Annotated in this window: 23 protein-coding genes; 6 read left to right on the top strand and 17 right to left on the bottom strand. The window is 72.0% G+C overall.

Annotated elements, in window-relative coordinates; genetic code table 11:
- Window positions 1-123 precede the first annotated feature (123 nt).
- Window positions 124-1,140 (bottom strand): hypothetical protein, encoded by a 1,017-nt coding sequence (locus GXW74_RS06350; protein ID WP_338148160.1) that lies wholly within the window; start codon window positions 1,138-1,140, stop codon window positions 124-126.
- On the opposite strand from GXW74_RS06350, the gene GXW74_RS27900 reads away from it, so the two are divergent.
- Genes GXW74_RS27900 through GXW74_RS06365 form a run of 3 tightly spaced genes read left to right on the top strand, consistent with a single transcriptional unit; the run spans window position 1,115 to window position 4,730 of the window.
- Entirely contained in the window at window positions 1,115-1,615 is a 501-nt protein-coding gene (locus GXW74_RS27900; RefSeq protein WP_338148161.1) for a pentapeptide repeat-containing protein, read from the top strand. The genes GXW74_RS06350 and GXW74_RS27900 overlap by 26 nt on opposite strands.
- Window positions 1,612-3,807 carry an ATP-dependent helicase gene (locus GXW74_RS06360; RefSeq protein WP_338148162.1) on the top strand — a complete coding sequence of 732 codons (2,196 nt, stop codon included), beginning with the start codon at window positions 1,612-1,614 and terminating at the stop codon, window positions 3,805-3,807. Before GXW74_RS27900 ends, GXW74_RS06360 begins: the two co-directional genes overlap by 4 nt.
- Entirely contained in the window at window positions 3,804-4,730 is a 927-nt protein-coding gene (locus GXW74_RS06365; RefSeq protein ID WP_211845619.1) for a 50S ribosomal protein L11 methyltransferase, read from the top strand. The genes GXW74_RS06360 and GXW74_RS06365 overlap by 4 nt, the downstream gene beginning before the upstream one ends.
- Here GXW74_RS06365 and GXW74_RS06370 read toward each other — a convergent pair.
- The 3 genes from GXW74_RS06370 to GXW74_RS06380 all read right to left on the bottom strand — a co-directional run bounded on the left by GXW74_RS06370 (window position 4,714) and on the right by GXW74_RS06380 (window position 6,874).
- The gene (locus GXW74_RS06370; protein ID WP_211845620.1) at window positions 4,714-5,001 is read right to left on the bottom strand and encodes a flagellar basal body rod C-terminal domain-containing protein; all 288 of its coding nucleotides are present in this window, start codon (window positions 4,999-5,001) and stop codon (window positions 4,714-4,716) included. The two genes, GXW74_RS06365 and GXW74_RS06370, sit on opposite strands and share 17 nt — an antisense overlap.
- Before the next feature lie 291 nt (window positions 5,002-5,292).
- On the bottom strand, window positions 5,293-6,405 hold the full coding sequence (locus GXW74_RS06375; protein WP_211845621.1) for an LLM class flavin-dependent oxidoreductase: 1,113 nt from the start codon (window positions 6,403-6,405) through the stop codon (window positions 5,293-5,295).
- Between the two features lie 106 nt (window positions 6,406-6,511).
- On the bottom strand, window positions 6,512-6,874 hold the full coding sequence (locus GXW74_RS06380) for a DUF1127 domain-containing protein (protein WP_211845622.1): 363 nt from the start codon (window positions 6,872-6,874) through the stop codon (window positions 6,512-6,514).
- A gap of 174 nt (window positions 6,875-7,048) precedes the next feature.
- On the opposite strand from GXW74_RS06380, the gene GXW74_RS06385 reads away from it, so the two are divergent.
- From GXW74_RS06385 to GXW74_RS06395, 3 genes are read left to right on the top strand one after another with little or no spacing between them, the layout of a single operon-like run.
- Window positions 7,049-8,815, top strand: coding sequence for an aminopeptidase P family protein (locus GXW74_RS06385; RefSeq protein ID WP_246523001.1), 1,767 nt, complete (start codon window positions 7,049-7,051; stop codon window positions 8,813-8,815).
- Complete coding sequence (locus tag GXW74_RS06390) at window positions 8,815-9,141, top strand: hypothetical protein (RefSeq protein ID WP_211845624.1); 327 nt, start codon at window positions 8,815-8,817, stop codon at window positions 9,139-9,141. The genes GXW74_RS06385 and GXW74_RS06390 overlap by 1 nt, the downstream gene beginning before the upstream one ends.
- 25 nt (window positions 9,142-9,166) lie before the next feature.
- Entirely contained in the window at window positions 9,167-9,925 is a 759-nt protein-coding gene (locus GXW74_RS06395) for a lipase family protein (protein WP_211845625.1), read from the top strand.
- Here the strand turns inward: GXW74_RS06395 and GXW74_RS06400 are convergent.
- The 13 genes from GXW74_RS06400 to murB form a co-directional block, all read right to left on the bottom strand.
- The gene (locus GXW74_RS06400; RefSeq protein WP_246522958.1) at window positions 9,897-10,550 is read right to left on the bottom strand and encodes a LysE family translocator; all 654 of its coding nucleotides are present in this window, start codon (window positions 10,548-10,550) and stop codon (window positions 9,897-9,899) included. The two genes, GXW74_RS06395 and GXW74_RS06400, sit on opposite strands and share 29 nt — an antisense overlap.
- Before the next feature lie 67 nt (window positions 10,551-10,617).
- A complete protein-coding gene (locus GXW74_RS06405) occupies window positions 10,618-11,055 on the bottom strand; it encodes an organic hydroperoxide resistance protein (protein WP_211845627.1) in 438 nt (145 codons plus the stop codon).
- Window positions 11,056-11,197: 142 nt separating this feature from the next.
- On the bottom strand, window positions 11,198-13,336 hold the full coding sequence (gene ligA, locus GXW74_RS06410; protein ID WP_211845628.1) for an NAD-dependent DNA ligase LigA: 2,139 nt from the start codon (window positions 13,334-13,336) through the stop codon (window positions 11,198-11,200).
- Window positions 13,333-13,470 (bottom strand): hypothetical protein, encoded by a 138-nt coding sequence (locus GXW74_RS06415; protein WP_211845629.1) that lies wholly within the window; start codon window positions 13,468-13,470, stop codon window positions 13,333-13,335. The genes ligA and GXW74_RS06415 overlap by 4 nt, the downstream gene beginning before the upstream one ends.
- Window positions 13,467-13,943 carry a GNAT family N-acetyltransferase gene (locus GXW74_RS06420; RefSeq protein ID WP_211845630.1) on the bottom strand — a complete coding sequence of 159 codons (477 nt, stop codon included), beginning with the start codon at window positions 13,941-13,943 and terminating at the stop codon, window positions 13,467-13,469. The genes GXW74_RS06415 and GXW74_RS06420 overlap by 4 nt, the downstream gene beginning before the upstream one ends.
- Before the next feature lie 78 nt (window positions 13,944-14,021).
- A complete protein-coding gene (gene recN, locus GXW74_RS06425; RefSeq protein WP_211845631.1) occupies window positions 14,022-15,698 on the bottom strand; it encodes a DNA repair protein RecN in 1,677 nt (558 codons plus the stop codon).
- A 19-nt stretch (window positions 15,699-15,717) separates the two neighbouring features.
- The gene (locus GXW74_RS06430) at window positions 15,718-16,566 is read right to left on the bottom strand and encodes an outer membrane protein assembly factor BamD (RefSeq protein WP_211845632.1); all 849 of its coding nucleotides are present in this window, start codon (window positions 16,564-16,566) and stop codon (window positions 15,718-15,720) included.
- 66 nt (window positions 16,567-16,632) lie between these two features.
- The gene (gene lpxC, locus GXW74_RS06435) at window positions 16,633-17,577 is read right to left on the bottom strand and encodes a UDP-3-O-acyl-N-acetylglucosamine deacetylase (RefSeq protein ID WP_211845633.1); all 945 of its coding nucleotides are present in this window, start codon (window positions 17,575-17,577) and stop codon (window positions 16,633-16,635) included.
- A 664-nt stretch (window positions 17,578-18,241) separates the two neighbouring features.
- Entirely contained in the window at window positions 18,242-19,810 is a 1,569-nt protein-coding gene (gene ftsZ, locus GXW74_RS06440; protein WP_211845634.1) for a cell division protein FtsZ, read from the bottom strand.
- A 58-nt stretch (window positions 19,811-19,868) separates the two neighbouring features.
- The gene (gene ftsA, locus GXW74_RS06445; RefSeq protein ID WP_211845635.1) at window positions 19,869-21,164 is read right to left on the bottom strand and encodes a cell division protein FtsA; all 1,296 of its coding nucleotides are present in this window, start codon (window positions 21,162-21,164) and stop codon (window positions 19,869-19,871) included.
- Window positions 21,161-22,045: a cell division protein FtsQ/DivIB gene (locus GXW74_RS06450; RefSeq protein WP_246522960.1), complete on the bottom strand. Its 885-nt coding sequence runs from the start codon at window positions 22,043-22,045 to the stop codon at window positions 21,161-21,163. The genes ftsA and GXW74_RS06450 overlap by 4 nt, the downstream gene beginning before the upstream one ends.
- The gene (locus GXW74_RS06455; RefSeq protein WP_211845636.1) at window positions 22,035-22,961 is read right to left on the bottom strand and encodes a D-alanine--D-alanine ligase; all 927 of its coding nucleotides are present in this window, start codon (window positions 22,959-22,961) and stop codon (window positions 22,035-22,037) included. Before GXW74_RS06455 ends, GXW74_RS06450 begins: the two co-directional genes overlap by 11 nt.
- On the bottom strand, window positions 22,958-23,836 hold the full coding sequence (gene murB, locus GXW74_RS06460; RefSeq protein WP_456306965.1) for a UDP-N-acetylmuramate dehydrogenase: 879 nt from the start codon (window positions 23,834-23,836) through the stop codon (window positions 22,958-22,960). Before murB ends, GXW74_RS06455 begins: the two co-directional genes overlap by 4 nt.
- Window positions 23,837-23,866 lie beyond the last annotated feature (30 nt).

The following is a 23,866-nucleotide window of genomic DNA, read 5'->3' on the forward strand; positions in this document are numbered from 1 at the left end:
GGGTGAAGATGCTCGCGAAAACAAGAGGCTGGAGCGGTTGCCGTTCGCCGAGGCGAACAGTGGCCGCTCCAGCCCCGGCGCCTGACCCTGCGAAGGGGTGAGGCCGGCGCGGTGCCGCCATGCTCAACCCGGCCGCAGCCGGGCATAGACCGGGCGCAGCAGGAAGGGGCTCAGGAACAGCGGGAACTGGCAGAGCGCGAAGAACAGCAGGATGCGCGAATCCGTCGCGGCCGGCAGCACCGCGAGGTACAGAGCCATGTTGCGGTTGCCCGACAGCAGCCCCGCCGCCAGCGCCAGCCGCCGCCCGGCCGGCGCGAAGGCCAGCGCCGTCGCGATGTTCAGCCCGAAATTGCCGGCGAAGGCCAATGCCAGCCCGCCCAGCACCCAGTCCGGCTCGGCCAGCAGCTTCGCCAGCATCCCGTCCATCACGCCGAAGCCGTAGAGCACCACCAGCCACACCACCGCCCCGTCCACTGCCGGGCCGACGCGCTTCAGCGCCGCGTCGCCGACCGCCCGGCGGATGGCGATCGAGACCAGCAGCGGCAGCCCCACCACCAGCGCCAGCCGCGCCATCAGCCCGGTCAGCGAAATGGCGAGGTCGATCCCCATCAGCCCCAGCGCCAGCGGCGGCGCGGTCAACGGCACCAGCAGCGTCGTCACCACCGCGACGACGAGCGAGATCTCCCCATCCAGCCCCACCAGCCTGGCGAAGGCGGGGGAGGAGGTCGCCGCGCACCCCGTCGCGCTGATCACCAGCGCCGCGCCGAGCGGCCCGTCCAGCCCCGTCGCCAACGCCACCGCATAGGCGAGCAGCGGCGAGATCAGCAGCAGCCAGGCGGTCAGCGCCGCCACCAGCAGCGGCCGGCGCAGATAGCCGAAGACCTGCGCCGGATCGACGCGCAGCAGCACCAGCGTCATCAGCCCGGCGACGGTGATGGTGACGACGTCGCGGAACAGCGCGGCGAGCGGCGGGACGAACAGCCCGGCGAAGATGCCGATGGCCAGCAGCGCACCGCCCTGCCGGGCGGACCATTCCAGGAAACGGAGCGGTGACAGGAGAGGCGGGCCCCGGCGGCGGTTGGAGGTCTTCGCCTCAGGTTCTATATCCCAGGGCGTGCACGCGCCATCCTCGCTCCTCACCCTGCTTGCGGGGCTGGTCCTTCTTGCCGGGCCGGCCCTGGCCGGCTGTACCGATCCCCCTGCGCCCGGCGTGGTGTGGCGACGCTGCCTGCTCGACGAGGCGGACCTGCCCGGCGCCGACCTGACGCGCGCGCTGCTGCGCGATGCCTCCTTCCAGCGCGCCGTACTGACGGGCGCGAAGCTCATCGAGGCGGACGGGATCGAGGCGCGCTTCGTCTCGGCGGATCTGTCCGGCGCGGATCTCTCGCGCGCCAACCTGCGCCAGACGGATTTCACCCGCGCGAACCTTCGGCATGCCGTGCTGGCCGGGGCGGATCTGCGGCGTGCGACCCTGTTCCGCGCCGACCTGACGGAGGCCGACCTGAGCGGTGCGAACCTTGCCGGCGCCAACCTGGCAGGCGCGATGCTCGGCGGTGCGCGCTGGACCGACGGGCAGCGCGTCTGCGCCGCCGGCTCGGTGGGGAACTGCCAGTGAGCGGCGCCGACTACCTGGCGCGGCTGAACCCCGAGCAGCGCGCCGCGGTCGAGGCGGTGGACGGCCCGCTGCTGGTGCTCGCCGGCGCGGGCACCGGCAAGACGCGCGTGCTGACCACGCGCTTCGCGCATATCCTGCTGCAAGGGAAGGCGTACCCGTCGCAGGTGCTCGCCGTCACCTTCACCAACAAGGCGGCGCGGGAGATGCGCGAACGCGTCTCCGCCATTCTCGGCCAGCCGGCGGAAGGGCTGTGGCTCGGCACCTTCCACGCCCTTGCCGCGCGCATGCTGCGGCGGCATGCGGAGAAGGTGGGGCTGACCTCGAACTTCACCATCCTCGACGCCGACGACCAGACGCGGCTGCTCAAGCAGGTGATGGACGCCGCCGGGGTGGACCTGAAGCGCTGGCCGCCCAACGGGCTGATGGCAGTGATCCAGCGCTGGAAGGATCGCGCGCTGTCGCCGGAAGCGGTGACGCCGGCCGAAGATTCCGACTACGCCAATGGTCGCGCGACGGAACTCTACGCCGCCTACCAGGACCGCCTGAAGGCGCTGAACGCGGCGGATTTCGGCGACCTGCTGCTGCATGTCGTGACGCTGCTGCGCGACAACGCCGACATCCTCGCCGACTACCACCGCCGCTTCCGCTACATCCTGGTGGACGAGTACCAGGACACCAACCTGGTGCAGTACTACTGGCTGCGGCTGCTCGCGCAGGCGCACAAGAACATCTGCTGCGTCGGCGACGACGACCAGTCGATCTATTCCTGGCGTGGCGCGGAGATCGAGAACATCCTCCGCTTCGAGAAGGATTTTCCCGGCGCGCGGATCGTGCGGCTGGAGAGCAACTACCGTTCCACGCGCCACATCCTCGCCGCCGCCTCCGGGCTGATCGCGAAGAACACCGGGCGGCTGGGCAAGACCCTGCGCCCGGGCCGCGCGGACGCGGAAGGGGAGAAGGTGCGCGTCGTCTCGCTGTGGGACAGCGAGGAGGAAGCGCGCATGGTCGGCGAACGCATCGAGGCGGCGCGGCGGGACGGCTTCTCGCTCGGCGAGGTCGCGATCCTGGTCCGCGCCGGCTTCCAGACGCGCGCCTTCGAGGAACGGATGATCGTCCTCGGCATCCCCTACCGCGTCGTCGGCGGGGCGCGCTTCTACGAGCGGCAGGAGATCCGCGACGCGCTCGCCTATTTCCGCGTGGTGGCGCAGCCGGCGGACGACCTGGCCTTCGAGCGCATCGTCAACGTGCCGAAGCGCGGGCTCGGCGACACGGCGATGCAGGCGATGCACGCCATCGCGCGGGCGGAATCGCTGCCGCTGTCGCTCGCCGCCGCGCGGGCGCTGGAAACCGGCGCGATCAAGCAGGCCAAGGCGCGGGCCGCGTTGACGGACCTGCTGCGGGGCTTCGAACGCTGGCGCGCCATGGCCGGTGTCGAGGGCCATGTGGTGATGGCCGCGACGCTGCTCGACGAATCCGGCTATGCCGAGATGTGGAAGCAGGACAAGTCGCCCGATGCGCCGGGGCGGCTCGACAACCTCAAGGAACTCGTGCGCGCCATGGGCGAGTTCGAGAACCTCTCGGGCTTCCTCGAACACGTCTCCCTGGTGATGGAGAATGACGAGGCGGCGGAAGGCGAGCGCGTCTCGCTGATGACGCTGCACGCCGCCAAGGGCCTCGAATTCGACATGGTCTTCCTGCCGGGGTGGGAGGAAGGGCTGTTCCCCTCCCAGCGCTCCCTCGACGAGGGTGGCGAGAAGGCGTTGGAAGAGGAGCGCCGGCTGGCCTATGTCGGCATCACCCGCGCGCGGCGCGTCGCGGTGATCAGCCATGCGGCGAACCGGCGCATCTACGGCAACTGGCAGGCCTCGATCCCCTCCCGCTTCCTGGACGAGCTGCCCGCCGGCGAGATCATCGTCGAGGGCGGGGCGCAGCGGGAGGCGCGGTCCCATGCCTCGGTCTTCGCCGGCGGCGGGATGTTCGGCATGCGGCCCCGGCGGATGATCGAAGCCGGCGCCTGGGAGGTGAAGGAACGCCCTGCCGCGACCGGGAAGTTCTCGGTCGGCGAACGCATCTTCCACCAGAAGTTCGGCTATGGGCGGATCACCGCGATCGAGGAGAACCGCCTCGACATCGCCTTCGAGAAGGCAGGCGAGAAGCGCCTGCTCGACAGTTTCGTGGAGAAGATCGGATGAGGCCCTCCGGCCCCGATGCGCCCGGCGCCCTGTCCCGCCGCCGGGCCGAACCGCTGGAAGCCCTGGTGATCGACGGGTTGCCCGAACATGCCGTGCCGGTCTTCGAGGCGGCGCTCGAACAGGTGTGCACCACCGTCGCCTATTTCCGCGACGAGCCGACCGATACCTGGCGGATCGAAGGCGTGCGCGAAGCGGGTGCGCATGACGAGGCGCTGGACGCGGCGCTGGCGCTCGCCGCGGCCGTCGCGGGGATCGACCCGCCCGTGGTGCAGGCCGCGCCGGTGGAGGCGGAGGGTTGGCTCGCCCGCACCGTGCAGGCCTTCCCGGAAATGCCGATCGGCGGGCGCTTCCTGATCCGCCCGACCCATGTGCCGGACCCCGTGACCCATGGCCGCGTGGTGCTGAAGCTCGATGCCGGTCTGGCCTTCGGTTCGGGGGAGCATGCCTCGACCCAGGGCTGCCTGCGCGCCTTCGAGGCGGTGGCGCATCGCCGGCCGCGGACGGTCTGCGACCTCGGCAGCGGGTCGGGCATCCTGGCGATGGCGGCGGCGAAGATGGTGCCGTGCCGCGTGCTGGCGACCGATATCGAGCCGTGGTCGGTGCGCGTCTGCGAACAGAATGCCCGGCTGAACGGGCTCGTGCCGCGGCGGATGCGGGCCATCCTGGCGGATGGCTGGAAGCCGCGCGTGATGAAGGGCGTGCGCTACGACCTGATCTTCGCGAACATCCTGGCGCGGCCGCTCTGTGCCATGGCGCGGGAGCTGGCGCTGCACCTGGCACCCGGCGGCACGGCGATCCTGGCGGGGCTGCTTGGCACCCAGGCGCGCATGGTGCTGGCGGCGCATCGGCGGCAGGGGCTGGTGCTGGAACGGCGGATCGATGTCGGTCCGTGGTCGACGCTCGTGCTCAGGCGCCGAGGCTGATCGCCTGGCGCTGGATCTCGTCGTTGCGTTCCAGCGCCCTGGCATTCGCCTCATAGGCACGGCGGGCCTGGATCATGTCGGCCATGGCGCGTTCGAGCTCGCCGCTCGCCTGCGCCGTGGTCAGGCCTTCATTGCCGGTCGGCGGGGCGGGCGAGGGATCGCTGCCGCGCGCGCTCTGCGGCGTCGGGCTGGCGATGGTCGCCGCGGCGCGATCGACCCGTTCCGCCGAGCGTTGCATCCCTTGCACCGAGGCATTGAGCGCGACCTGCATCGTCTCATCCTGCGGTACATTCCTTGATCTTCGATGAACGTCGTGCCGGTGCGGCTGCGCAGGTGCCCAAGGAAGGAGGTGGGGGTTCGGGGGCGGAGTTCTCTCCGCCCCCGATTCTCATCCCACCCGCATGGCGAATCCCGTACCAGCCGCCGCTATTGGCGACTGCCGGCATGAGGCTGTTCGTGCCCTCGGACGGCGGCGCAGACCTCCGGTTTGCTTGGCTTCGCCGGACCACCGGCGGGCCGCGTTCGCGGCCTCGGCACGAGTCAAGAACTCGTGCCGCTGGTATCACTCCGCCGCCCTGGCGGTCGCTTCCACGTGCTGCCGCAGCCTCGGCATCACCTCCTCGGCGAGCCGCTTCATCGTCTCCGCTTCCCAGGAGGCGTTGACGCCGGACCAGTCGAGCCCCGGCATCAGCAGGTGTCCGAAGGGCCCGGTGTCCTCGCGCAGCGCCACCAGCCGGTCGAGCACGGTCTTCGGGCTGCCGCAGATGACGCAGGCCTCGATCATGTCCTCGGTGGTGGCGTCCATCGGGTCCATGTCGTCGCGCGGCGTCATGGTGGCGGCGAGGCCGGCGCGCTTCGCGAGGCTGCCGAGGTAGTCGAAGTAGTAGCGCGTCGCGCCTTCCGGCGCGGTGGCGCGGGCGCGGGCCTCGGTGTCGTTGGCGGCGATGACCAGGTTGCGGGCGACGCGCCAATTGGACCCGTCCACGGGCCGGCCGGCCTCGGCGAGTCCCTTGGCGATGCCGCGCCAATGCCCGCCGAGCACCCGGTGGGCGACGAAGTTGGCGCTGATCACGCCCCAGCCGCGCGCCGCGGCGACGGTCACGCCGTAGCTGTCCGGCTGGCGGGCGGAGATGTGGATGGAGGGCCCTTCGCGCCGGAAGGGCTTGGGCATGAAGCCGACGCCGTAATCGGGCAGCACGGTGCGCGTCAGGCGGATCGGCCAGGTGGCGCCGTCGATCTCGTAGGGCGGGTCGGCGGCCCAGATCGCCTGGATGGCGGCGATCGATTCCAGCATGCGCTTGCCGCGCTCGATCGGCGCGATGTCGCCGAAGAGCTCGAAGTCGGAGGCGAGGCCGCCCGAGCCGATGCCGAGCATGAGCCGCCCGCCCGACATGTGGTCGAACTGGGCGACCTCGGCGGCGACGATGGCGGGGTGGTGGTTGGGAAGGTTGATCACACCGGTGCCGAAGGCGAGGCGCGTGCGGTGGATCAGCCCCGCCATGAACATCAGCGGAGAGGCGATCGGCTCGGAGGTCGCGGAGAAGTGTTCGCCGACCCAGAGCTCGTCGAAGCCGAGCCGGTCGGCGAGGAGGGATTTCTCCGTGTCCTCGGCGAGGGTCTCGTGCATCGGCCGCTGCGGCGGGTGCAGCGGCATCATGAACAGGCCGAGGCGCATGGTCGGAACCCTTCCTCCGTTCGATCGGAGGCTAGGGGCTGCGCCGCCGGCGGTGAAGGCGGGGCGGGGCCGCGGTCGGGGGGGTGACGCGGCCCCGCGGTGCCGGTCAGGCCGCCCGGGGGGCGGGGCGCTGGCCGGCGTCGTTGGCCGGGCGGGGGCTGAAGCCGGGCTCGAAGACGCGGCCGATGTCGAAGCGCGTCATGCCGATGTCCTGCAGCTCACGGTCCGAGAGCTGACGGAGGGCGTTATAGGTCTCGACCCGGGCCGGGAAGGTCAGCACGGCGCGGATCAGGCCCTCGGCGACGCGGGCGACGGCGCGGGCGGCGCGGCGGACGCCCTCGGCGATGGCGGCGTCGCGCGCGGCGATGGCGGCGAGGCGGATGCGTTCGGCCTCGGCCATGCGGCTGGAGGTCATGACGGTGGCGGGCAGCAGCAGGGCGGCCTCGGCCTTGGTGATGGCGGTGTCCATGGTAGTTTTCCTTCGCGATGCCGGCGGTTCGTTTCGAACTCGGCTCGCATGTCGTGGGCGTTATGTAGATGCGTCCGGGTCACAGGTGATGCGCGAAGGTCACGCGTGAGATATGCGTTTCTTGCGTGGTTTCCTGTGGATGAATGCAATTTTGCGGTAACAAGGATCACAGCCCTGAGCCCCTCCGACCGCCTCGCCGCCCTTCGCGCCCGCCTCGCAGAGGTCGGCGTGCAAGGCTTCATCGTGCCCCGCTCCGACGAGCATCTCGGCGAATACGTGCCGCCCGCGGGCGAGCGCCTGGCCTGGCTGACCGGCTTCACCGGCTCTGCCGGCCTGGCCATCGTCCTGCCCGACCGCGCCGCCGTCTTCACCGATGGCCGCTACACGCTGCAGGTCCGCCAGCAGACCGACCCCGCCCTCTGGGACTGCCGCCACATCACCGAGGAACCGCCGGCGGAGTGGCTGAAGGCCCACGCCCAGGACCTCGCCATCGGCTACGACCCCTGGCTGCATGCCGCGCCGGCGATCGAGCGGCTCAGCGTGCCCGGCGTCCATCTCGTGCCGCTGCTGGCGAATCCGCTGGACGCCGTCTGGACCGACCGGCCGCCCGCACCGATGGCCCAGGCCGTGCCGCATCCGCTCGATGTCGCCGGCCGGCCGCATGCGGACAAGCGCGCCGAGGCCGCCGCCGCGCTGCGGGAGGCCGGCGAGCAGGCGGTGGTGCTGGCGGATTCGCATTCCCTCGCCTGGCTGCTGAACATCCGCGGCGGGGATCTCGCGAACACGCCGCTGGCCCTCGGCTTCGCGCTGCTGCACGCCGATGCGCGCGTCGAACTCTTCATGGCGCCGGCCAAGGTGCCGGCGGGGACGCGGGCGCATCTCGGCAATGAGGTGGTGGTGCGACCGCGGGAGGAACTGCCCGCCGCCCTCGATGCCCTGCGCGGCAAGCGCGTGCGCATCGACGCCGAAGCGACGCCGGCCTGGTTCACCCATTGGCTGCGCGAGGCCGGCGCCGAGATCAGCTCCGGCGAAGACCCGTGCCGCATGCCGCGCGCCTGCAAGAACCCGGTCGAGCGCGACGGCGCCCGTGCCGCGCACCGGCGCGATGCGGCGGCGATGGCGCGCTTCCTCGCCTGGTTCGCGGCGGAAGCGCCGAAGGGCGGACAGACCGAAATGTCGGCCGCCGCCCGACTGGTGGAGTTCCGGCGCGCCGGCGACCGCTTCCGCGGCGAATCCTTCCCTGCCATCTCCGGCGCCGGCGAGCACGGCGCCATCGTCCATTACCGCGTCACGCCCGAGACCGACCGCGGCATCGCGCCGAACGAGGTCTACCTGATCGATTCCGGCGCGCAGTACCTCGACGGCACGACGGACATCACGCGCACCCTCTGGACCGGGCCGGACGCGGCGCCGGCAACCCTGAAGGACCGCGTGACGCGCGTGCTGAAGGGACATATCGCGCTGGCGACGGCGCGCTTCCCGGCGGGCGTCGCCGGGCCGCACCTCGACGCGCTCGCCCGCCGCGCGCTGTGGGATGTCGGGCTCGACTACGACCACGGCACCGGGCACGGCGTCGGGTCCTTCCTTTCGGTGCATGAAGGGCCGGTGGCCTTCAGCCGCACCGCGCGCATCGTGCCGCTGCGCGAGGGCATGATCCTGTCCGACGAGCCGGGCTTCTACGCCACGGGGGAATACGGCATCCGGCTCGAGAACCTGCTGCTCGTGGTGCCGGCGGAGCTGCCGCAGGCGACGAAGCCGTTCCTCGCCTTCGAGACCCTGACCTTGGCCCCCTTCGACCGCGCGCTGATCGAGCCCGGACTGCTGACAGGGCCGGAACGCGACTGGCTCGATGCCTATCACGCGCGCGTGCTGGCGGAGGTGGCGCCGCAGGTGGACGGTGCGACGGCGGATTGGCTGCGCGCCGCCTGCGCGCCGATCTGATGCCCGGCCACCTCGACACCCTGCCTTCCCGCGCCGTCGGTTCCGGCGCGGCCGTCAAGCATGTGATGATGCCGGCTGCCGCTCTCGCCTGCGCCGGCCCGCCGGCCATCGCGGAATCCGCGCGGTCGATGCACTCCGCCCGCGATCGCGCGGCCGGGGCCGCGCCCGGCCCCTGGCAAGGCAACCGGGCGCTGCTGCGCATTTCGGCCGATCCCGGCGATCCCTTCCTGCTGGGGCCGAAACGCGGCGCGAAGGGGCGCGCCTCGGCGCGGCCGGCGTCGGAGAAGGGCGGGCTTGCCCATCGCCTCGATGCCGAGCGGGAGTGACACCCCGCGCCTGGATGGGCAGCGCGTGCTGCTCGTCTATGGCCTGATGGGCGAAGTCATGGCCGCGCTGCACCCCTTCGGCATGGACTACATGCACCCTCTGCGCGACTGGCTGGAGGCGCAGGGTGCCGATGTCGCCATCGTGCCCCTGCGCACGGCCGAGCCGGTCTCGGCCAATGCGGCGCGGCTGCGAGAGGCGCTGATGGCCGATCCCCGGCCGGCGCTGATCATCGCCCACAGCAAGGGCGGGCTCGAAGCCCTTGCGGCGCTGCTGGACCCGGAGGCCCAGGCGCGCTGCACCGGCTTCCTCGCCATGCAGTCGCCCTTCTACGGCAGCCCCGTGGCCGATGCGGTGACGGGCGCGAAGCCGCTGGAAGCCGCCGCCGGCGGGCTGGCGCGGCTGCTGCGCATCGGCTCGGGCGAGGGGGTGCGGGACCTGACGACCACGTCCCGCCGCATCTGGATGGCGGCGGCAGCCCAGGCGGTGGCGCGGCTGCTTGCCGCCCTGCCGGTCGCCTGCCTGGCGACCGAGGTGCAGGAAGGCCTGGCGCGCGGGCGCGAACGCCTGCATCTCGCCGCCGCGCAGTGGATGGAAAGGCGCGGCTGCGGTCCGAATGACGGGCTGGTGCCGGTCTCCAGCGCGCTGATCCCGGGGGCGCGGCACCTCATCCTGCCGGGCAGCCACATCGCGACGGTCAGCCGCGGACCGGGGCGCGATCCGGTGGCGATGCTGCGCGCCGGGCTGGACGCCCTGTTCAGCGCGGCGCCCCCGCCAGCAGCCTGATCCCGAGGCCGAGGAACAAGGTCCCCGCCGCCCCGTCCAGCCAGCGCCCGGCGGTGGAATTGCGCAGCCGGTCCGCGATGCGCCCCGCGCCGGCGATCAGCACGGCGAAGAGCGGTATGGAGGTGATCGGCAACAGCGGCCCGAGGATCAGCATCTGCAACCAGGCCGGGCTGCGCCCCGGATCGACGAAGAGCGGCACGAAGGCCAGGAAGAACAGCCCGACCTTCGGATTGAGCAGGTTGGTCAGGAAGCCCTGCCGCCAGGCCGCGCCGAGCCCGGTCGTCGGCGTCCGGTCGGCGCCGAGCCCGCCGTTGCCCCTCAGCGCCGCGCGGATCGCATGCACGCCAAGCCACAGCAGGTAGAGCGCGCCGGCCACCCGCAGCGCGGTGAACAGCGCCGGATGCGCGGCGACGATCGCCGCCACGCCCGCGGCCGCGGCGAGGATGTGCACCGCCGCGCCGGTGAAGATGCCGAAGGTGGCCGCCCAGCCCCGCCGCGCCCCGCCCGAGAGCGTCTGGCCCAACACGAAGGCCATGTCCGGCCCCGGTGTCAGCACCAGCACGACGCAGGCGAGGAGGTATCCGGCAAGCAGGCTGGGATCGACGGGGAGCATGGAGCGGAGCATGTCGCAGCCCGCGCCATCGATCCAACGCATAGGAATGATGCGGTCGATCAGCCGCCTTGATGGGCCATCAGCCGCCGCGGATGGTCAGCGCGACATCCACATTGCCGCGCGTCGCATGGGAATAGGGGCAGATCTTCTCATGCGCCTCCTTCGCAAGCGCCTCGAGCTCGGCCTGCAGCAGGCTCGGATCCTCGACGGTGAGCACGACGGACAGGCCGAAGCCGCCGCCCTCGCGCGGGCCAATCGACACCGCCGCCGTGACCTTCGCCCCGGCGGCGTTCTTCTTGTGCTGCTTGCCGATGAAATCGAGCGCCCCACCGAAGCAGGCGGCATAGCCGGCGGCAAACAGGTGCTCGGGCGTCGTGGTGTCCGGCTTGCCCGGGCCACCCATCGCCTTGGGGACGGACAGGTCGGCCTTCACCGAGCCGTCGGCAGCCTCGGTATGGCCGTTGCGGCCACCCGTGGCGGTGGCGGTGGCGGTGAAGAGCGGGGTGATCTTGTCCATCGGCGGGGGTCCCTCTGCCTGCCTGGAGGAGGTGGGGGCGGCAGGGAAAGCGGCAAGGAAGGTCGGGGGAGGGGAACCTCCCCCGAAACCCCCTCCCTTCTTTGGCACCTGGGGAGGCGGATCAGACGTCCGCGAAGCGGGGTCAGAGGGCGGCCATCTGCCGCCACTCGGCCTCGGTCAGGATGCGGACGCCGAGCTCGGCGGCTTTGGTCGCCTTGGAGCCGGCGTCGGTGCCGACCACCACGAAATCCGTCTTCTTCGACACCGATTTCGTCACCTTGGCGCCCAGACGCTCGGCCTGCGCCTCGGCCTCGTCGCGCGTCATGGTCTCCAGCGTGCCGGTGAAGACCATGGTCTTGCCGGCGAAGGGACTGTCCGAGGCACCGGCCGCCTCGGCCGGCAGGGGCGGGGCCTCGCGCGCCAGGTCGTCGAGCGCGGCCAGGGCACGGGGCTCGGCGAAGAACTCGACCAGCTCCTCGGCGATGGCCGGGCCGATGCCCTGGATGGAGCCGAGTTCCTCCCGCGCTTCGGACCCGACGACATGGGCGGCGATCATCTTCGCGCGCCATTCCTCCAGCGTGTGGTAGTGGCGCGCGAGCAGCTTGGCGTTCTGCTCGCCGATGCGGCGGATGCCGAGGGCGAAGATGAAGCGTTCCAGCGGCACGTGGCGGCGCGCCTCGATGGCGTCGAGCAGTTTTCCCACCTTGCGATCGCCCCAGCCTTCGAGCGCGAGCAGCTTTTCGCGATGCTGGTGGAGGCGGAAGATCTCCGCCGGGCTGTGCACCAGGTCCCGGTCGAAGAGGATCTGGATGTTCTCCTCCCCCAACCCCTCGATATCCATGGCGCGGCGGGAGGCGAAATGCTTCAGCCGCTCCACCGTCTGCGCGGCGCAGATCAGCCCGCCGGTGCAGCGGCGCACCACGTCCTCGCCGTCGCGGATCGCATGGCTGCCGCAGACCGGGCAGTGGTCCGGGAAGACGAAGGGCCGCGCGTCCCGGGGGCGCTTCTCCAGCACCACGCCGAGGATCTGCGGTATGACGTCGCCCGCACGCTGCAGGATGACGGTGTCGCCGATGCGGATATCCTTGCGGGCGATCTCATCCTCGTTGTGCAGGGTGGCGTGGCGGACGACGACGCCGCCGACGGTCACCGGCTGCATCACCGCGCGCGGCGTCAGCGCGCCGGTGCGGCCGACCTGGATCTCGATGTCGAGCAGCCGAGTCGTCGCCTGCTCGGCGGGGAACTTCCACGCCGTCGCCCAGCGCGGCGCGCGGCCGACGAAGCCGAGCCGGCGCTGCCAGTCGAGGCGGTCGATCTTGTAGACCACGCCGTCGATGTCGTAGGCGAGCGAGGCGCGCTGCTCGCCGATGCTTCGCTGAAAGGCGGCGGCTTCCTGTTCGCTCGCGAGGCGCTTCGACAACGGATTCACCGCGAAGCCCCAATGCTTCAGCCGCGCGAGGAATTCGTGGTGGCTGTCGGCCGGCGGCTCGCTCGCCGCGCCCATGGCATAGGCGAAGAGCTTCAGCGGCCGGGAGGCGGTGATGCGCGGGTCGAGCTGGCGCACCGAGCCGGCGGCGGCATTGCGCGGGTTGGCGGGGATGACGATGGCCTCGCCCAGCTTCTCGCCGCGCGCGCGGCGCTGCTCGCGTTCCTCGAAGGCGCGTTCCTGCGCCGCGCGGAAGGCGAGGAAATCCGCCTTGTCCATGAAGACCTCCCCGCGGATCTCGATGCGGGCGGGGTAGGGGGCGCGCAGCCGCTTCGGCAGGGAGGGGATGGTCAGCAGGTTCTGCGTGACGTCCTCGCCTTCCATGCCGTCGCCGCGCGTCGCGCCCTTCGCGAAGGCGCCGTGCTCGTAGAGCAGGTTGATCGAGAGGCCGTCGATCTTCGGTTCGGCGACGAAGGGCAGCTTCTCCTCGGCTGGAAGGCCGAGGAAGCGGCGGATCGAGGCGCAGAACTCGGCGAATTCCTCCTCCGAGAAGACGTTGTTGAGGGAGAGCATCGGCTCCCCGTGGCGCGATTTCGCGAAGCCCTCCGCGGCCGCTGCGCCGACGCGGCGGGAGGGGCTGTCCGCGCGGATCAGCGCCGGGAAGCGGGCCTCGATCGCGCGGTTGCGCAGCACCAGGGCGTCGTAGGCGGCGTCGCTGATCTCCGGCGCGTCCTTGCCGTGGTAGAGCGCGTCGTGATGCGCGATCTCGGCGGCGAGCGCGGCGAGTTCCGCGGCGGCCTCGGCCTCGGTCAGCGTGGCGGGATCGCGGGCGCGCAGGGCAGGGTCGGCGGTCATGCATCGGCCTCGGCGGCGAGGGTCTCGTCGGCGGCGCCGACCGGGATGCGGCCTTCGGGGTCGGTGCCGCGCGAGATGTAGAACGTCGGCGCCTCGCCGTCGCCCCGCCGGAAGCGGTTGCCGCGGTCCTTCACGGCGGCGGTTCCGCCGCCAGGTTCAGGAAATCCTGGTGGACCACGGCGAAGGCCATGACGCGTTCGCCGCGGCTGCCGAGGCGGCGGTAGAAGGCGTGGGCGCCGGTGTTGCCTTCCTTCGCCGTCAGCCAGAGATGGCGCGCGCCCTGGGCATGCCCCGCGCGCGCCACGGCGGCGAGCAGCGCGCGCGCGATGCCCTGCCGGCGATGCGCGGGCGCGACATAGAGATCGGCGACATAGACGCCGCGTTCCGCGTGCCCCGTCTCATAGGTGTGATGCCCTGTCGCGTAGCCGAGGAGCCGCCCATCCGCGGCCTCCGCGATCATCACGATGGTCGCCGGATTGCCGATCAGGTCCTCCCCGACATGGCGATCGGTGAGCAGATCCTCCGGGTCTCCCTGGTCATGGTTCAGCTCCGCGATCAGCCGCCGCAGCGCCGCCGCGTCGTGCATCCCGGCCCTGCGGACCTTCATGGCGCCGCCCCTCCTCGAGGGCGGACTCCCGAAGAAGGGAGGGGGAGCGGGGGAGGTTCTCCTCCCTCGCCCTGCTTCCTACCGCGCATCCGCGAGCAGGCTTTCGGCCGCCGCCCGCGCCGCGTCGGTCACGCGCTCGCCCGCGAGCATGCGTGCCAGCTCCTCGCGCCGCTCTCCATCCGGCAGGGCGTGGACCAGCGTCTCCGCCCGCCCGCCCTTCACCTGCTTGGCGACGCGCAGATGGGCCGCGCCGCGCGCCGCGACCTGCGGCGAGTGCGTCACCACCAGCACCTGCAGCCGTTCCGCCACCCGTGCCAGCCTTTCGCCGACCGCCGCCGCGGTGGCGCCGCCGATGCCGGAATCCACTTCGTCGAAGACCAGAGTCGGCACCGGCGACCCGCGTGCCAGCACGACCTTGAGCGCGAGCATGAGGCGGGAAAGCTCGCCGCCCGAGGCGATCCGGGCGAGCTGTCCCGGCGTCTGGCCGGGATTGGTGGCGACGAGGAAGGTCACGCGGTCCTGCCCGTCCGGCCCCCAGGCGTTCTCGTCCTTCGCCGCGACCTCGATGGTGAGGCGCGCGCGGTCGAGCTTGAGCGGCGGGAGTTCCCTGGAGACCGCCTTTTCCAGCCGCGTGGCCGCCTCGCGTCGCGCCGCGGTCAGCGCCTCGCCGGCGCCGAGGTAGGCGCGGCGGGCCGCGGCCTCGTCGCGTTCCAGCGCGGCGACGCGGCCCGAGCCGGCGTCGAGGGCTTCCAGCCGCGCGCGCAGGTCGGCGGCGAGCGCCGGCAGTTCCACCACCGCGACGGAGTGCTTCCGCGCCGCGGCGCGCAGGGCGAAGAGGCGTTCCTCCACCTGTTCGAGCCGGCGCGGGTCCGGGCCGCCCTCGTTCATCAGGCGGGAGAGGGCGGATTCCGCCTCGGCGAGGGCGTCCTGCGCGGCGGCCAGCGCGACGATGGCGGGTTGGGCCTCCTCGTTCGGCGGCGGCAGGCGCTCCAGGGCGCGGGCGGCCTCGCGCAGCGCGCGGGCCGGGCTGCCGGAGCGGCGGTCGCGCGGGGTGAGCTCGGCGATCGCCGCGGCGATGGCCTCGGCGCGGCGCTCGCCCTGCTGGAGGCGCTGGCGCTCGGCGGCAAGGCGATCCTCCTCGCCTTCCTCGGGGTTCAGCTCCTTGAGCTCGGCGACGGCGTGGCGGAGCCATTCCTCCTCCCGCTGGGCGGCGGCGATGGCTTCCCGAGCCTCGGCGAGGCGGCGTGTCGCGGTGCGCCAGGCGCTCCAGGCCTCCGCGGCGGCGGTGCGCCTGCCCTCCAGCGCCCCGAAGGCATCGAGCAGCCCGCCATGGCTGGCGGGGTCGGCGAGGCCGACCTGCTCGTGCTGTCCCTGCACTTCGACGAGCGTCGCGCCGAGCCGGCGCAGCAGCGCGACACCCACCGGCTGGTCGTTGACGAAGGCGCGGGACCGTCCATCGGCCTGGACGACGCGGCGGAGGACCAGGTCGTCCTCCGGCTCGATGCCCTGTTCCCGCAGGATGTCGAAGGCGGGATGGCCGGAAGGCGGGTGGAAGGCGGCGGCGACGGAGGCCTGGGTCTGGCCGGCGCGGACCATGCCCGCCTCCGCGCGCTGGCCGAGCGCGAGGCCGAGGCTGTCGAGCAGGATGGACTTGCCGGCGCCGGTTTCGCCCGTGAGTGCCGTGAGGCCCGGACCGAAGGCGAGGTCCAGGCGCTCGATCAGCACCACGTCGCGGATGGCGAGGCTCGAGAGCACGGTCCCTCCGTGCCCCGCGTCAGAACAGCCAGTTGAGCGTGCGGGTCATGAAGCCCGGCCGGTCCTGGCTGGCCGGCTGGGCGCCTTCGACCAGCAGCGCGTAGGAATCCTGGTACCAGGGGCTGCCCGGGTAGTTGTGGCCGAGCACCGAGGCGCTGCGGCGCGCCTCCTCGGTCAGGCCGAGGGAGATGTAGATCTCGGTCAGGCGGTGCAGCGCCTCGGGGACGTGGTTGGTGGTCTGGTATTCCTCGACCACGCGGCGGAAGCGGCCGATGGCGGCGCCGGACAGGCCCTGGCGCTGATACCAGCGGCCGATATGCATCTCCCGCCCGGCCAAGTGATCGCGGGCGAGGTCGATCTTCAGCCGCGCGTCGCGGGCATAGGCGGTGTCCGGGAAGCGGTTCACCACGTCCTGCAGCGCGGTCATGGCGATCACGGTCTGCTGCTGGTCGCGCTGGGCGTCGTTGATCTGCTCGTACTGCGACAGGGCCCGCAGGTAGTAGGCATAGGCGACGTCGCGGTGCGCCGGATGGAGCTGGATGAAGCGGTCGAGCGCGCCGATCGCTTCCGTGTAGCGGTTGCGGTGATAGTCCGTGTAGGCGGCCATCAGCTTCGCGTTGGTCGCCCAGGTGGAATAGGGGTGCTCGCGTTCCACCGCGTCGAACAGGTCGACGGCGCGCTGGTAGCGGCTGGCGCGCAGTTCCTGCATCCCGGCGGCGTAGAGCGCCTCCGGCGATTGTTCGGCGGCATCGGCCGGCGCCGTGTTCTGGTTGAGGGAGGGATCGGCGCCTGTCCCCTGCCGGAAGCGGTATTCGCCGCAGCCGGCGAGCAGCGCGATGGCAAGGACGGGCAGGATTGGGCGAATCATCAGGGCAGCCATCATGTCGGGCCGCTGTATATCACGCTCGGCGGCCCGACCGCCAAGCGGGGGCGGTCAGGCCATCGCCGGGGCGGCGGCGGCGCGGATCGGCGTAGCGGACATGCCTTCGGCCATGGCCGGCAGGCCGGCGAAGCGCCAGGCGGCGGCATCGGCGAAAAGCGCGCGCAGCAGCCGGTTGTTGAGCGCATGGCCGGACCGGGCGCCGCGGAAGCGGCCGCGGATCGGTGCGCCGGCCAGCGCCAGGTCGCCCACCACGTCCAGCATCTTGTGGCGCACGAACTCGTCCGGGCGGCGCAGCCCGCCGGGATTCAACACCAGCGGCCCGTCGACCACCACCGCATTGGCGAGGCTGCCGCCCTGGGCGAGGCCGGCGGCGCGCAGCCGGGCCACGTCCTCGGCCAGGGTGAAGGTGCGGGCATCGGCCAGCCCTTCGCGGAAGGCGTGGGGCGACAGGCGCATCGCCTTCGCCTGCCGGCCGATCGCGGTGTTGGGGAAGTCGATCTCGAGTTCGATGTCGAAGGCGGGCTCGCGGGAGGGGAGCAGTTCCGCGAAGGCGCCGTTCGGCTCCTCGACGCGGATCGGGCGCAGCACCTCGATCGCCTCGCGCGGGGCGGCGGTGGTGGCGATGCCGGCGCAGTCGATCAGGAAGACGAAGGGGGCGGCGGAACCGTCCATGATCGGCACTTCCGGCCCGTCCACCTCGACGATCGCGTCATCGATGCCGGTGCCGGCGAGCGCGGCCATCACGTGCTCGATGGTGCCGATGCGCCCCGGCCCTTCGCCGATCGCGGTGCAGAGCCGGGTGTCGGTGACGTGGTCGAACAGCGCCGGGATCTCGATGCCGAGATCGACGCGGCGGAAGACGATGCCCGTGCCGGCGGCGGCCGGACGCAGGGTCAGGCTCGCCCGATGGCCGGAGTGCAGGCCGGTGCCGACGCACCCGATGGGTGCCTTCAGCGTCCTGCGCCGCCCCGTCTCGATCGGAAGAAAACCGTCCATTGCCCTCGTGCCTTTCCGGGGCTCTGCCGCCCTCTCCGCAATGCCTCCGCCAACTTGCTGCGGCGGCGATACGGTGCAGGACAGCGCCCCACATCACAGAAGCACTCCGGGATCCAGGGCGCCATTCAAGCCTTGTTTCTCTATATTTCTCTACAAGCAATTGATTTTGCTGAATTAATGCGATGCAAAATGGGGCAGGAAAAAGGCCGATCCGGCCTCATGCGAGGCAGCGCTTCTGCCCCAGCCTTCGGCCGGGACCATGACGGGTGATGCTTCAACCCCGCAGCGCGGTCGCCCCATCGGTGCCGCGCGCGACCTGATGGCCTGATCTTGAAATCCTGCGGACTTCGTAATCAGGCCACCATCCCGCGTTTCCGATGGCCGCTTGTCCGAACAGTTTGCCGGAGATCCTGCGGACTTCGCGGACAGGGCACGAGCCGGTGCCCGACGTCGCCCGGATCGTGGCTGCGGCCAGCAGGACTGGTCCGCAGAGCGCAATGAGGGCCGAGGCCGAGCAGGGCGCCTGGTCGCATAGCCAGGCAAGGTGACTGGAAAGCCGGAAGGCGGCCTGCCGCAGCTGCGGCGAGGCTGGTCGCCGGAGCCCGCCCCCGGCGACTGAAGGCGCGGAACAAGTACCAGCGGTTGCTGAAAGTGACCGCCGGGATCAGTTGTTGCTCTGGCGCCGGAGGAAGGTCGGGATCTCAAGCCCGATGTCATCCTGCTGCGTCTGGCGGGCCGCCTGACGGGCCGGCGCCGTGGGGGCTGGCCCGCCGACCGAGGGCTCGACCCGCACGGCATGGGCCGCCTGCGGCGCCGCGGCCGGCGCCTCGGGCAGGGTGCGGCGCATCATGCCGCCGATGCCGAGGCCGGTCGCCTTCTGGAAGAGGCCGCGCATCATGCCGCCGCCGGCGCGCCCCGGCTCCACCGCCGCGCGCGGGGCAGGGGCGTATTCGGGCGCCGCGGTCGTCGCGGGATGGCCCATCATCACCGGGGCTTCCATCGCCGCCGGCTGGCCGGGGGCGAAGGCCTCCATCACCACGGGCTCGGCCTGCGCCGCGGGCTCCGGCGCGGCATCCAGCACCGCCGGGCGCATGGCCTGCACGACGGCCGGCGCGGCGGCGGTGCGGATGAAGGAATGCGGGCCGCGGGCCGCGGTCGCCGGCGCGGCGGCCTGGACCGGCTGCGACGCCACGGCCGAGACCGGCGCCGCCGCCCCGCCGCCGACGGCGACGAGCTTCGGCCGCTCCGCTTCCTTCGCCACCGCGACGTCGATGCCGGTGGCGACGACGGAGACGCGCACGCGCCCGTTCATGCCCTCATCGACGGAGGTGCCGAAGATGATGTTGGCGTCCTCGTCCACTTCCTTGCGGATGCGGTTGGCGGCCTCGTCCACCTCGAACAGCGTCATGTCGTAGCCGCCGGTGATGTTGATCAGCACACCGCGCGCGCCCGCCATCGAGATGTCCTCGAGCAGCGGGTTGTTGATGGCCGCCTCGGCGGCCTTGCGGGCACGCTCGTCGCCCTCGGCCTCGCCGGTGCCCATCATCGCCTTGCCCATCTCCGCCATCACGGTGCGGATGTCGGCGAAGTCGAGGTTGACCATGCCCGGGTTGACCATCAGGTCGGTCACGCCGCGCACGCCCATGTAGAGGACGTTGTCGGCCATCTTGAACGCTTCCTGGAAGGTGGTGCGTTCGTTGGCCAGCCTGAACAGGTTCTGGTTCGGGATGACGATCAGCGTGTCGACGAAGGACTGCAGCTCCTCGATGCCGGAGTCTGCCGACTTCTTGCGCTTCGGGCCTTCGAAGTCGAACGGCTTGGTCACCACGCCGACGGTAAGGATGCCGCGCTCACGCGCCATGCGCGCGATCACCGGCGCGGCACCCGTGCCGGTGCCGCCGCCCATGCCGGCGGTGATGAAGATCATGTGCACGCCCTCGATGTGGCGGGCGAGTTCTTCCATCGCTTCTTCCGCCGCGGCGCGGCCGATCTCCGGCTTCGCGCCGGCGCCGAGGCCCTGCGTCAGGTGCGGGCCGAGCTGCACGCGGCGCTCGGCGCGCGAGTGGAAGAGCGACTGACTGTCGGTGTTCGCGACGAGGAATTCGACGCCGTCGAGCCCCATCGCGATCATGTTGTTGACCGCGTTCGTGCCACCGCCGCCGACACCGACGACCGTGATCCGCGGGCTGAAATCCGTGTGCGCGCTCTGCGGCACCGTCAGGTTCAGGGTCATGGGCGGGCCTCCTGGAGAGTCTCTACGCGGTCGTGTCGATTCGTGGCGAGGGTTCGCATCACACGCGGTCCTTCACCCAGTTGACGAAGCGGCGGAAGGCGCTGCCCGCGCGGGCAGGACCTGGCGCGATGTCGAGCACGGGGCGGCCTTCGCCGGCGCCCCACAGCAGCAATCCGATCGCGCTTGCGAAGGCGGGGCCGGACGCCGCTTCGGCGAGTCCGCGCACCGGCAGCGGGCGGCCGACCCGCACCTGGCGGTCGAGCACGCGCGCGGCGAGTTCCCGCACGCCGACGAGCTGGCTCGCGCCGCCGGTCAGAACGACCCGCGTGCCGCCTTCCTTGCCGAGGCCGGCGGCCTCGATCTTCTCGCGCACCAGCTCGAAGGTTTCCTCGAGTCGCGGCTTGATGATGTTCACCACCATGCTGCGCGGGATGCGCGCGATGGCGTGCTCGTCCTCCCCCAGCAGCGGCACGGGGAGGAATTCGCGGTCGTCGTCGGAGCCGCCATGCACGCTGCCGTGCAGCGTCTTGATGCGCTCGGCATGGGTCAGCGGAGTCGCCAGCACCGTCGCGATGTCGTTGGTCACCTGGCCGCCGCCGACCGCGACCTGCGCGGTGTGGACCAGGTGGCCCTCGCTGAAGACGGCGAGGCTGGTGGTGCCGCCGCCCATGTCGATGACGGTGGCGCCGAGCTGCTTCTCGTCCTCGACCAGCGTCGCGAGGCCGGCGGCGAAGGGGGCGGAGACCAGCTCCTCCACCTCCAGGTCGCAACGCAGCAGGCAGGCGCCGAGGTTGCGCAGGGAGGCCTGCGCCGCGCTCACCATGTGCAGCCGCGCGCCGAGCGTGTCGCAGATCATGCTGCGCGGGTCGTCGACGCCCGGCGTCGCATCGACGGTGAAGCCGAGCGGGATGCCGTGCACCGTCTCCCGCCCTTCCTCGGCGGTGCGGCGGCGGCCTTCGTGCAGGATGGCGCGCAGGTCCTGCTCGGTGACGGCGCGCCCGCCGACGCCCCACAGGATATGGAGCTGCCGCGAATCCGGCTGCCCGCAGGAGAGGTTGACGATGGCGCCGGGGATGCGGGTGTCCGCCATCTCCTCCGCCTGGCCCACCGCGGCTCGGATGGCGCGTTCCGCTTCCTCGAGATCGACGATCGACCCGCCCTTCACGCCGCGGCCGCGCTGCCAGCCGAAGCCGAGCACGCGCGGGCTGCCGTCGCTTTCGATGCGCGCGATCAGGCACACCGCCTTGGTCGAGCCGATGTCGAGCACGCCGAAGGTGCCGCTGCGCGCATGGCGCCGGCGGCGGGGCGGCGCGCCGGGCTCGATGGGCGGGGGCAGGCGAGCCATCTGGTTCATCCGCGCCGCGCCCGCGCCGCCTGCTGCGGGGAGGAGGGCTGCTCGGCCGGTTCGGCCTGGCGCGTCGGGCGCAGCACGAGGCGATCCGGCAGGCGCAGGTCGATGGCGGCGAGCGGGCGGTCGAGCAGCTTCGCCTCCCGCTGCAGCTCGCCGAGGCGCTGGATGGCGGCGGCCTCGGCGCCTTCCGGCAGCAGCACGTCGGTGCCGTTGTGCAGGCGCAGGTTCCAGCGGCGCTCGTGGATGCGCACCATGGCCTGCACGCGCTCGGCGACCTCGGCCTCGCGGCGCAGCACGTCGTAGAGCGCAGCACCCCCGGCATCGGCGCCGGCGCCGACCAGCAGCGGCAGCGGGCCGAACTGGTCGAGCCCGTCGGCGGCGACCACCTTGCCCTCGCGGTCGATGATCACGAAGCGGCCATTGTGCTGCCAGATCGCGAAGGGCCGCCGTTCCTCGATGCGGACGAGAAGGGTCGAGGGCAGGCGGCGCTCGACATGGGCGCGCTGGATCCAGGCGATGGTCTCGAGCCGCGTGCGCGTCGCCTCGGGCGAGATCTCCAGGATCGGGTCGCCGCGGGAGACGCCGAGCGCGGCGCGGATCATGTCCGTCGGCGTGTTGTGGCGGCCTTCCAGGATCACCTGCTGGACGGTGAACCCCATGCCCTCGCCGAGGCCGCCGAGGCCTTCGGCAACAGCGCGCGCCCGGCTGGCCGGATCGACCGCGCGCACGGCCTGCACGACGACCAGCAGCGCGCCGAGCCCGAGCGCGCCGTAGATCGCCGGGCGCACCAGCGACTTCCGCCGCTTGACCCAGATGCGCAGGCGCGACGGGCGCGCGGGGTCCTTCCGGGCGGAGGAGGTGGAGGAGAGGCGCTCACGCGCCATACCGCGCCTCCTTCACCATCCAGGCGCAGAGCGCGGGGAAGGTGATGCCGCAATGCGCCGCCTGTTCAGGCAGCAGCGAGGTCGGCGTCAGGCCGGGCTGCGTGTTGACTTCCAGCAGCACGAGGCGGCGCGCCCCCTCGGCGCTCTCGTCGTAGCGCAGGTCGGCGCGCGAGGCGCCGCGGCAGCCCAGCGCCTGGTGCGCGCGCAGCGCGATGTCGAGGGCGCGGGCATAATCATCGGCCGGCATCTGCGCGGGGACGACGTGGCGGGACCCGCCCTCGGCGTATTTCGATTCGTAGTCGTAGAAGCTGCCGGCATCGGCGAGGATGTCGGTGACGGCGAGCGCGCGGTCGCCCATCACGCCGACCGTGAGTTCCCTGCCGGGGACGTACGATTCCGCCATGGCATGCTCGCCGTAGCGCCAGTCGCGCGCGATCTCGGCGCGGCGGTTGCTGCCCTTCGGCAGGATGTGCACGCCGACCGAGGAACCTTCGTTCACCGGCTTCACGACATAGGGCAGGGGCAGCGGATCGGCCGCTTCGAGCTCGTCGCGCGTGACGAGCCGGTGTTCCACCACCGGCAGGCCGGCGGCGCGGAACACGGCCTTGGCCGCGGCCTTGTCCATCGCCAGCGCCGAGGCGCGCACCCCGGAATGCGTGTAGGGCAGGCCGAGCCAGTCGAGCACCCCCTGGATGCAGCCATCCTCGCCATAGCGGCCGTGCAGCGCGTTGAACACCACGTCGGGGCGCGGATGCGTCAGCGCGTGGACGACGGCGGCGAGGTCGTCGGTCACCTCGATCGGGATGACCTCGAAGCCGGCCGCGCGAAGGGCGGTGATGCACTCGCGGCCGGAGGAGAGCGAAACCTCGCGCTCCGCCGACTTGCCGCCATAGAGGACCGCGACCTTCTGCGTCATGAGGGCCTCCCGACGCGCTTGATTTCCCATTCGAGCTCGATGCCGGAGGCGGCGCGCACGCGGGCGCGGACCTCCTCGCCCAGGGCCTCGATGTCGGCGGCAGTGGCGCCGCCGGTGTTGATGAGGAAGTTGCAGTGCTTCTCGCTAACCTGCGCGGCACCGCGCGTCAGCCCGCGGCAGCCCGCATCGTCGATCAGCTCCCAGGCCTTCTTCGCGCCGGGCGGGTTCTTGAAGGTGGAACCGCCGGTGCGCGCGCGGACCGGCTGGGTCGCCTCGCGCGCGGCGCGGATCTCGTTGAGCCGCGCGGCGATCGCGGCGGCGTCGCCGGGCGTGGCGCGCAGCCGGGCGCGGACGACGACGGCGCGGGCGGGAAGCTCGGCACGGCGGTAGGCGAAGCGCAGATCCTGCGCCGTCATGCGGATCAGCCCGGCGGGCGTCGCGACCTCGGCCCAGTCCAGCACGTCCTTGATCTCGGTCCCGTAGGCGCCGGCGTTCATCGCCACCGCGCCGCCGATGGTCCCCGGGATGCCGACGAGGAATTCCAGCCCGCCCAGGCCATGCGCCGCCGCGGTTTCGGCCACCGTCACGTCGAGCGCCGCCGCGCCGGCGACGATGCCGCCGGCTTCCGCCGCGATGTCCCCGAAGCCGCGCGCGAGGCGGATGGTCACCCCCTCGATGCCGCCGTCGCGCAGGATCATGTTCGATGCCGCGCCGATGATCGTGAGCGGCGTGGTGCTCGGCAGATGCTTCAGCAGCGTCAGCAGGTCGTTGGTGTCGGCTGGCCTGATCAGTGTTTCGGCGGCGCCGCCCACCCGGAACCAGGTCTGCGCTCCAAGCGGCGCGTCATGGGTGACGCGCCCCCTCAAGGGTGGAATCCCGGTTTCCAAAGGCCTTTCGGCCTTTGG

The organism is Neoroseomonas eburnea (assembly GCF_018129005.1).
GTDB classification, from domain to species: domain Bacteria; phylum Pseudomonadota; class Alphaproteobacteria; order Acetobacterales; family Acetobacteraceae; genus Neoroseomonas; species Neoroseomonas eburnea.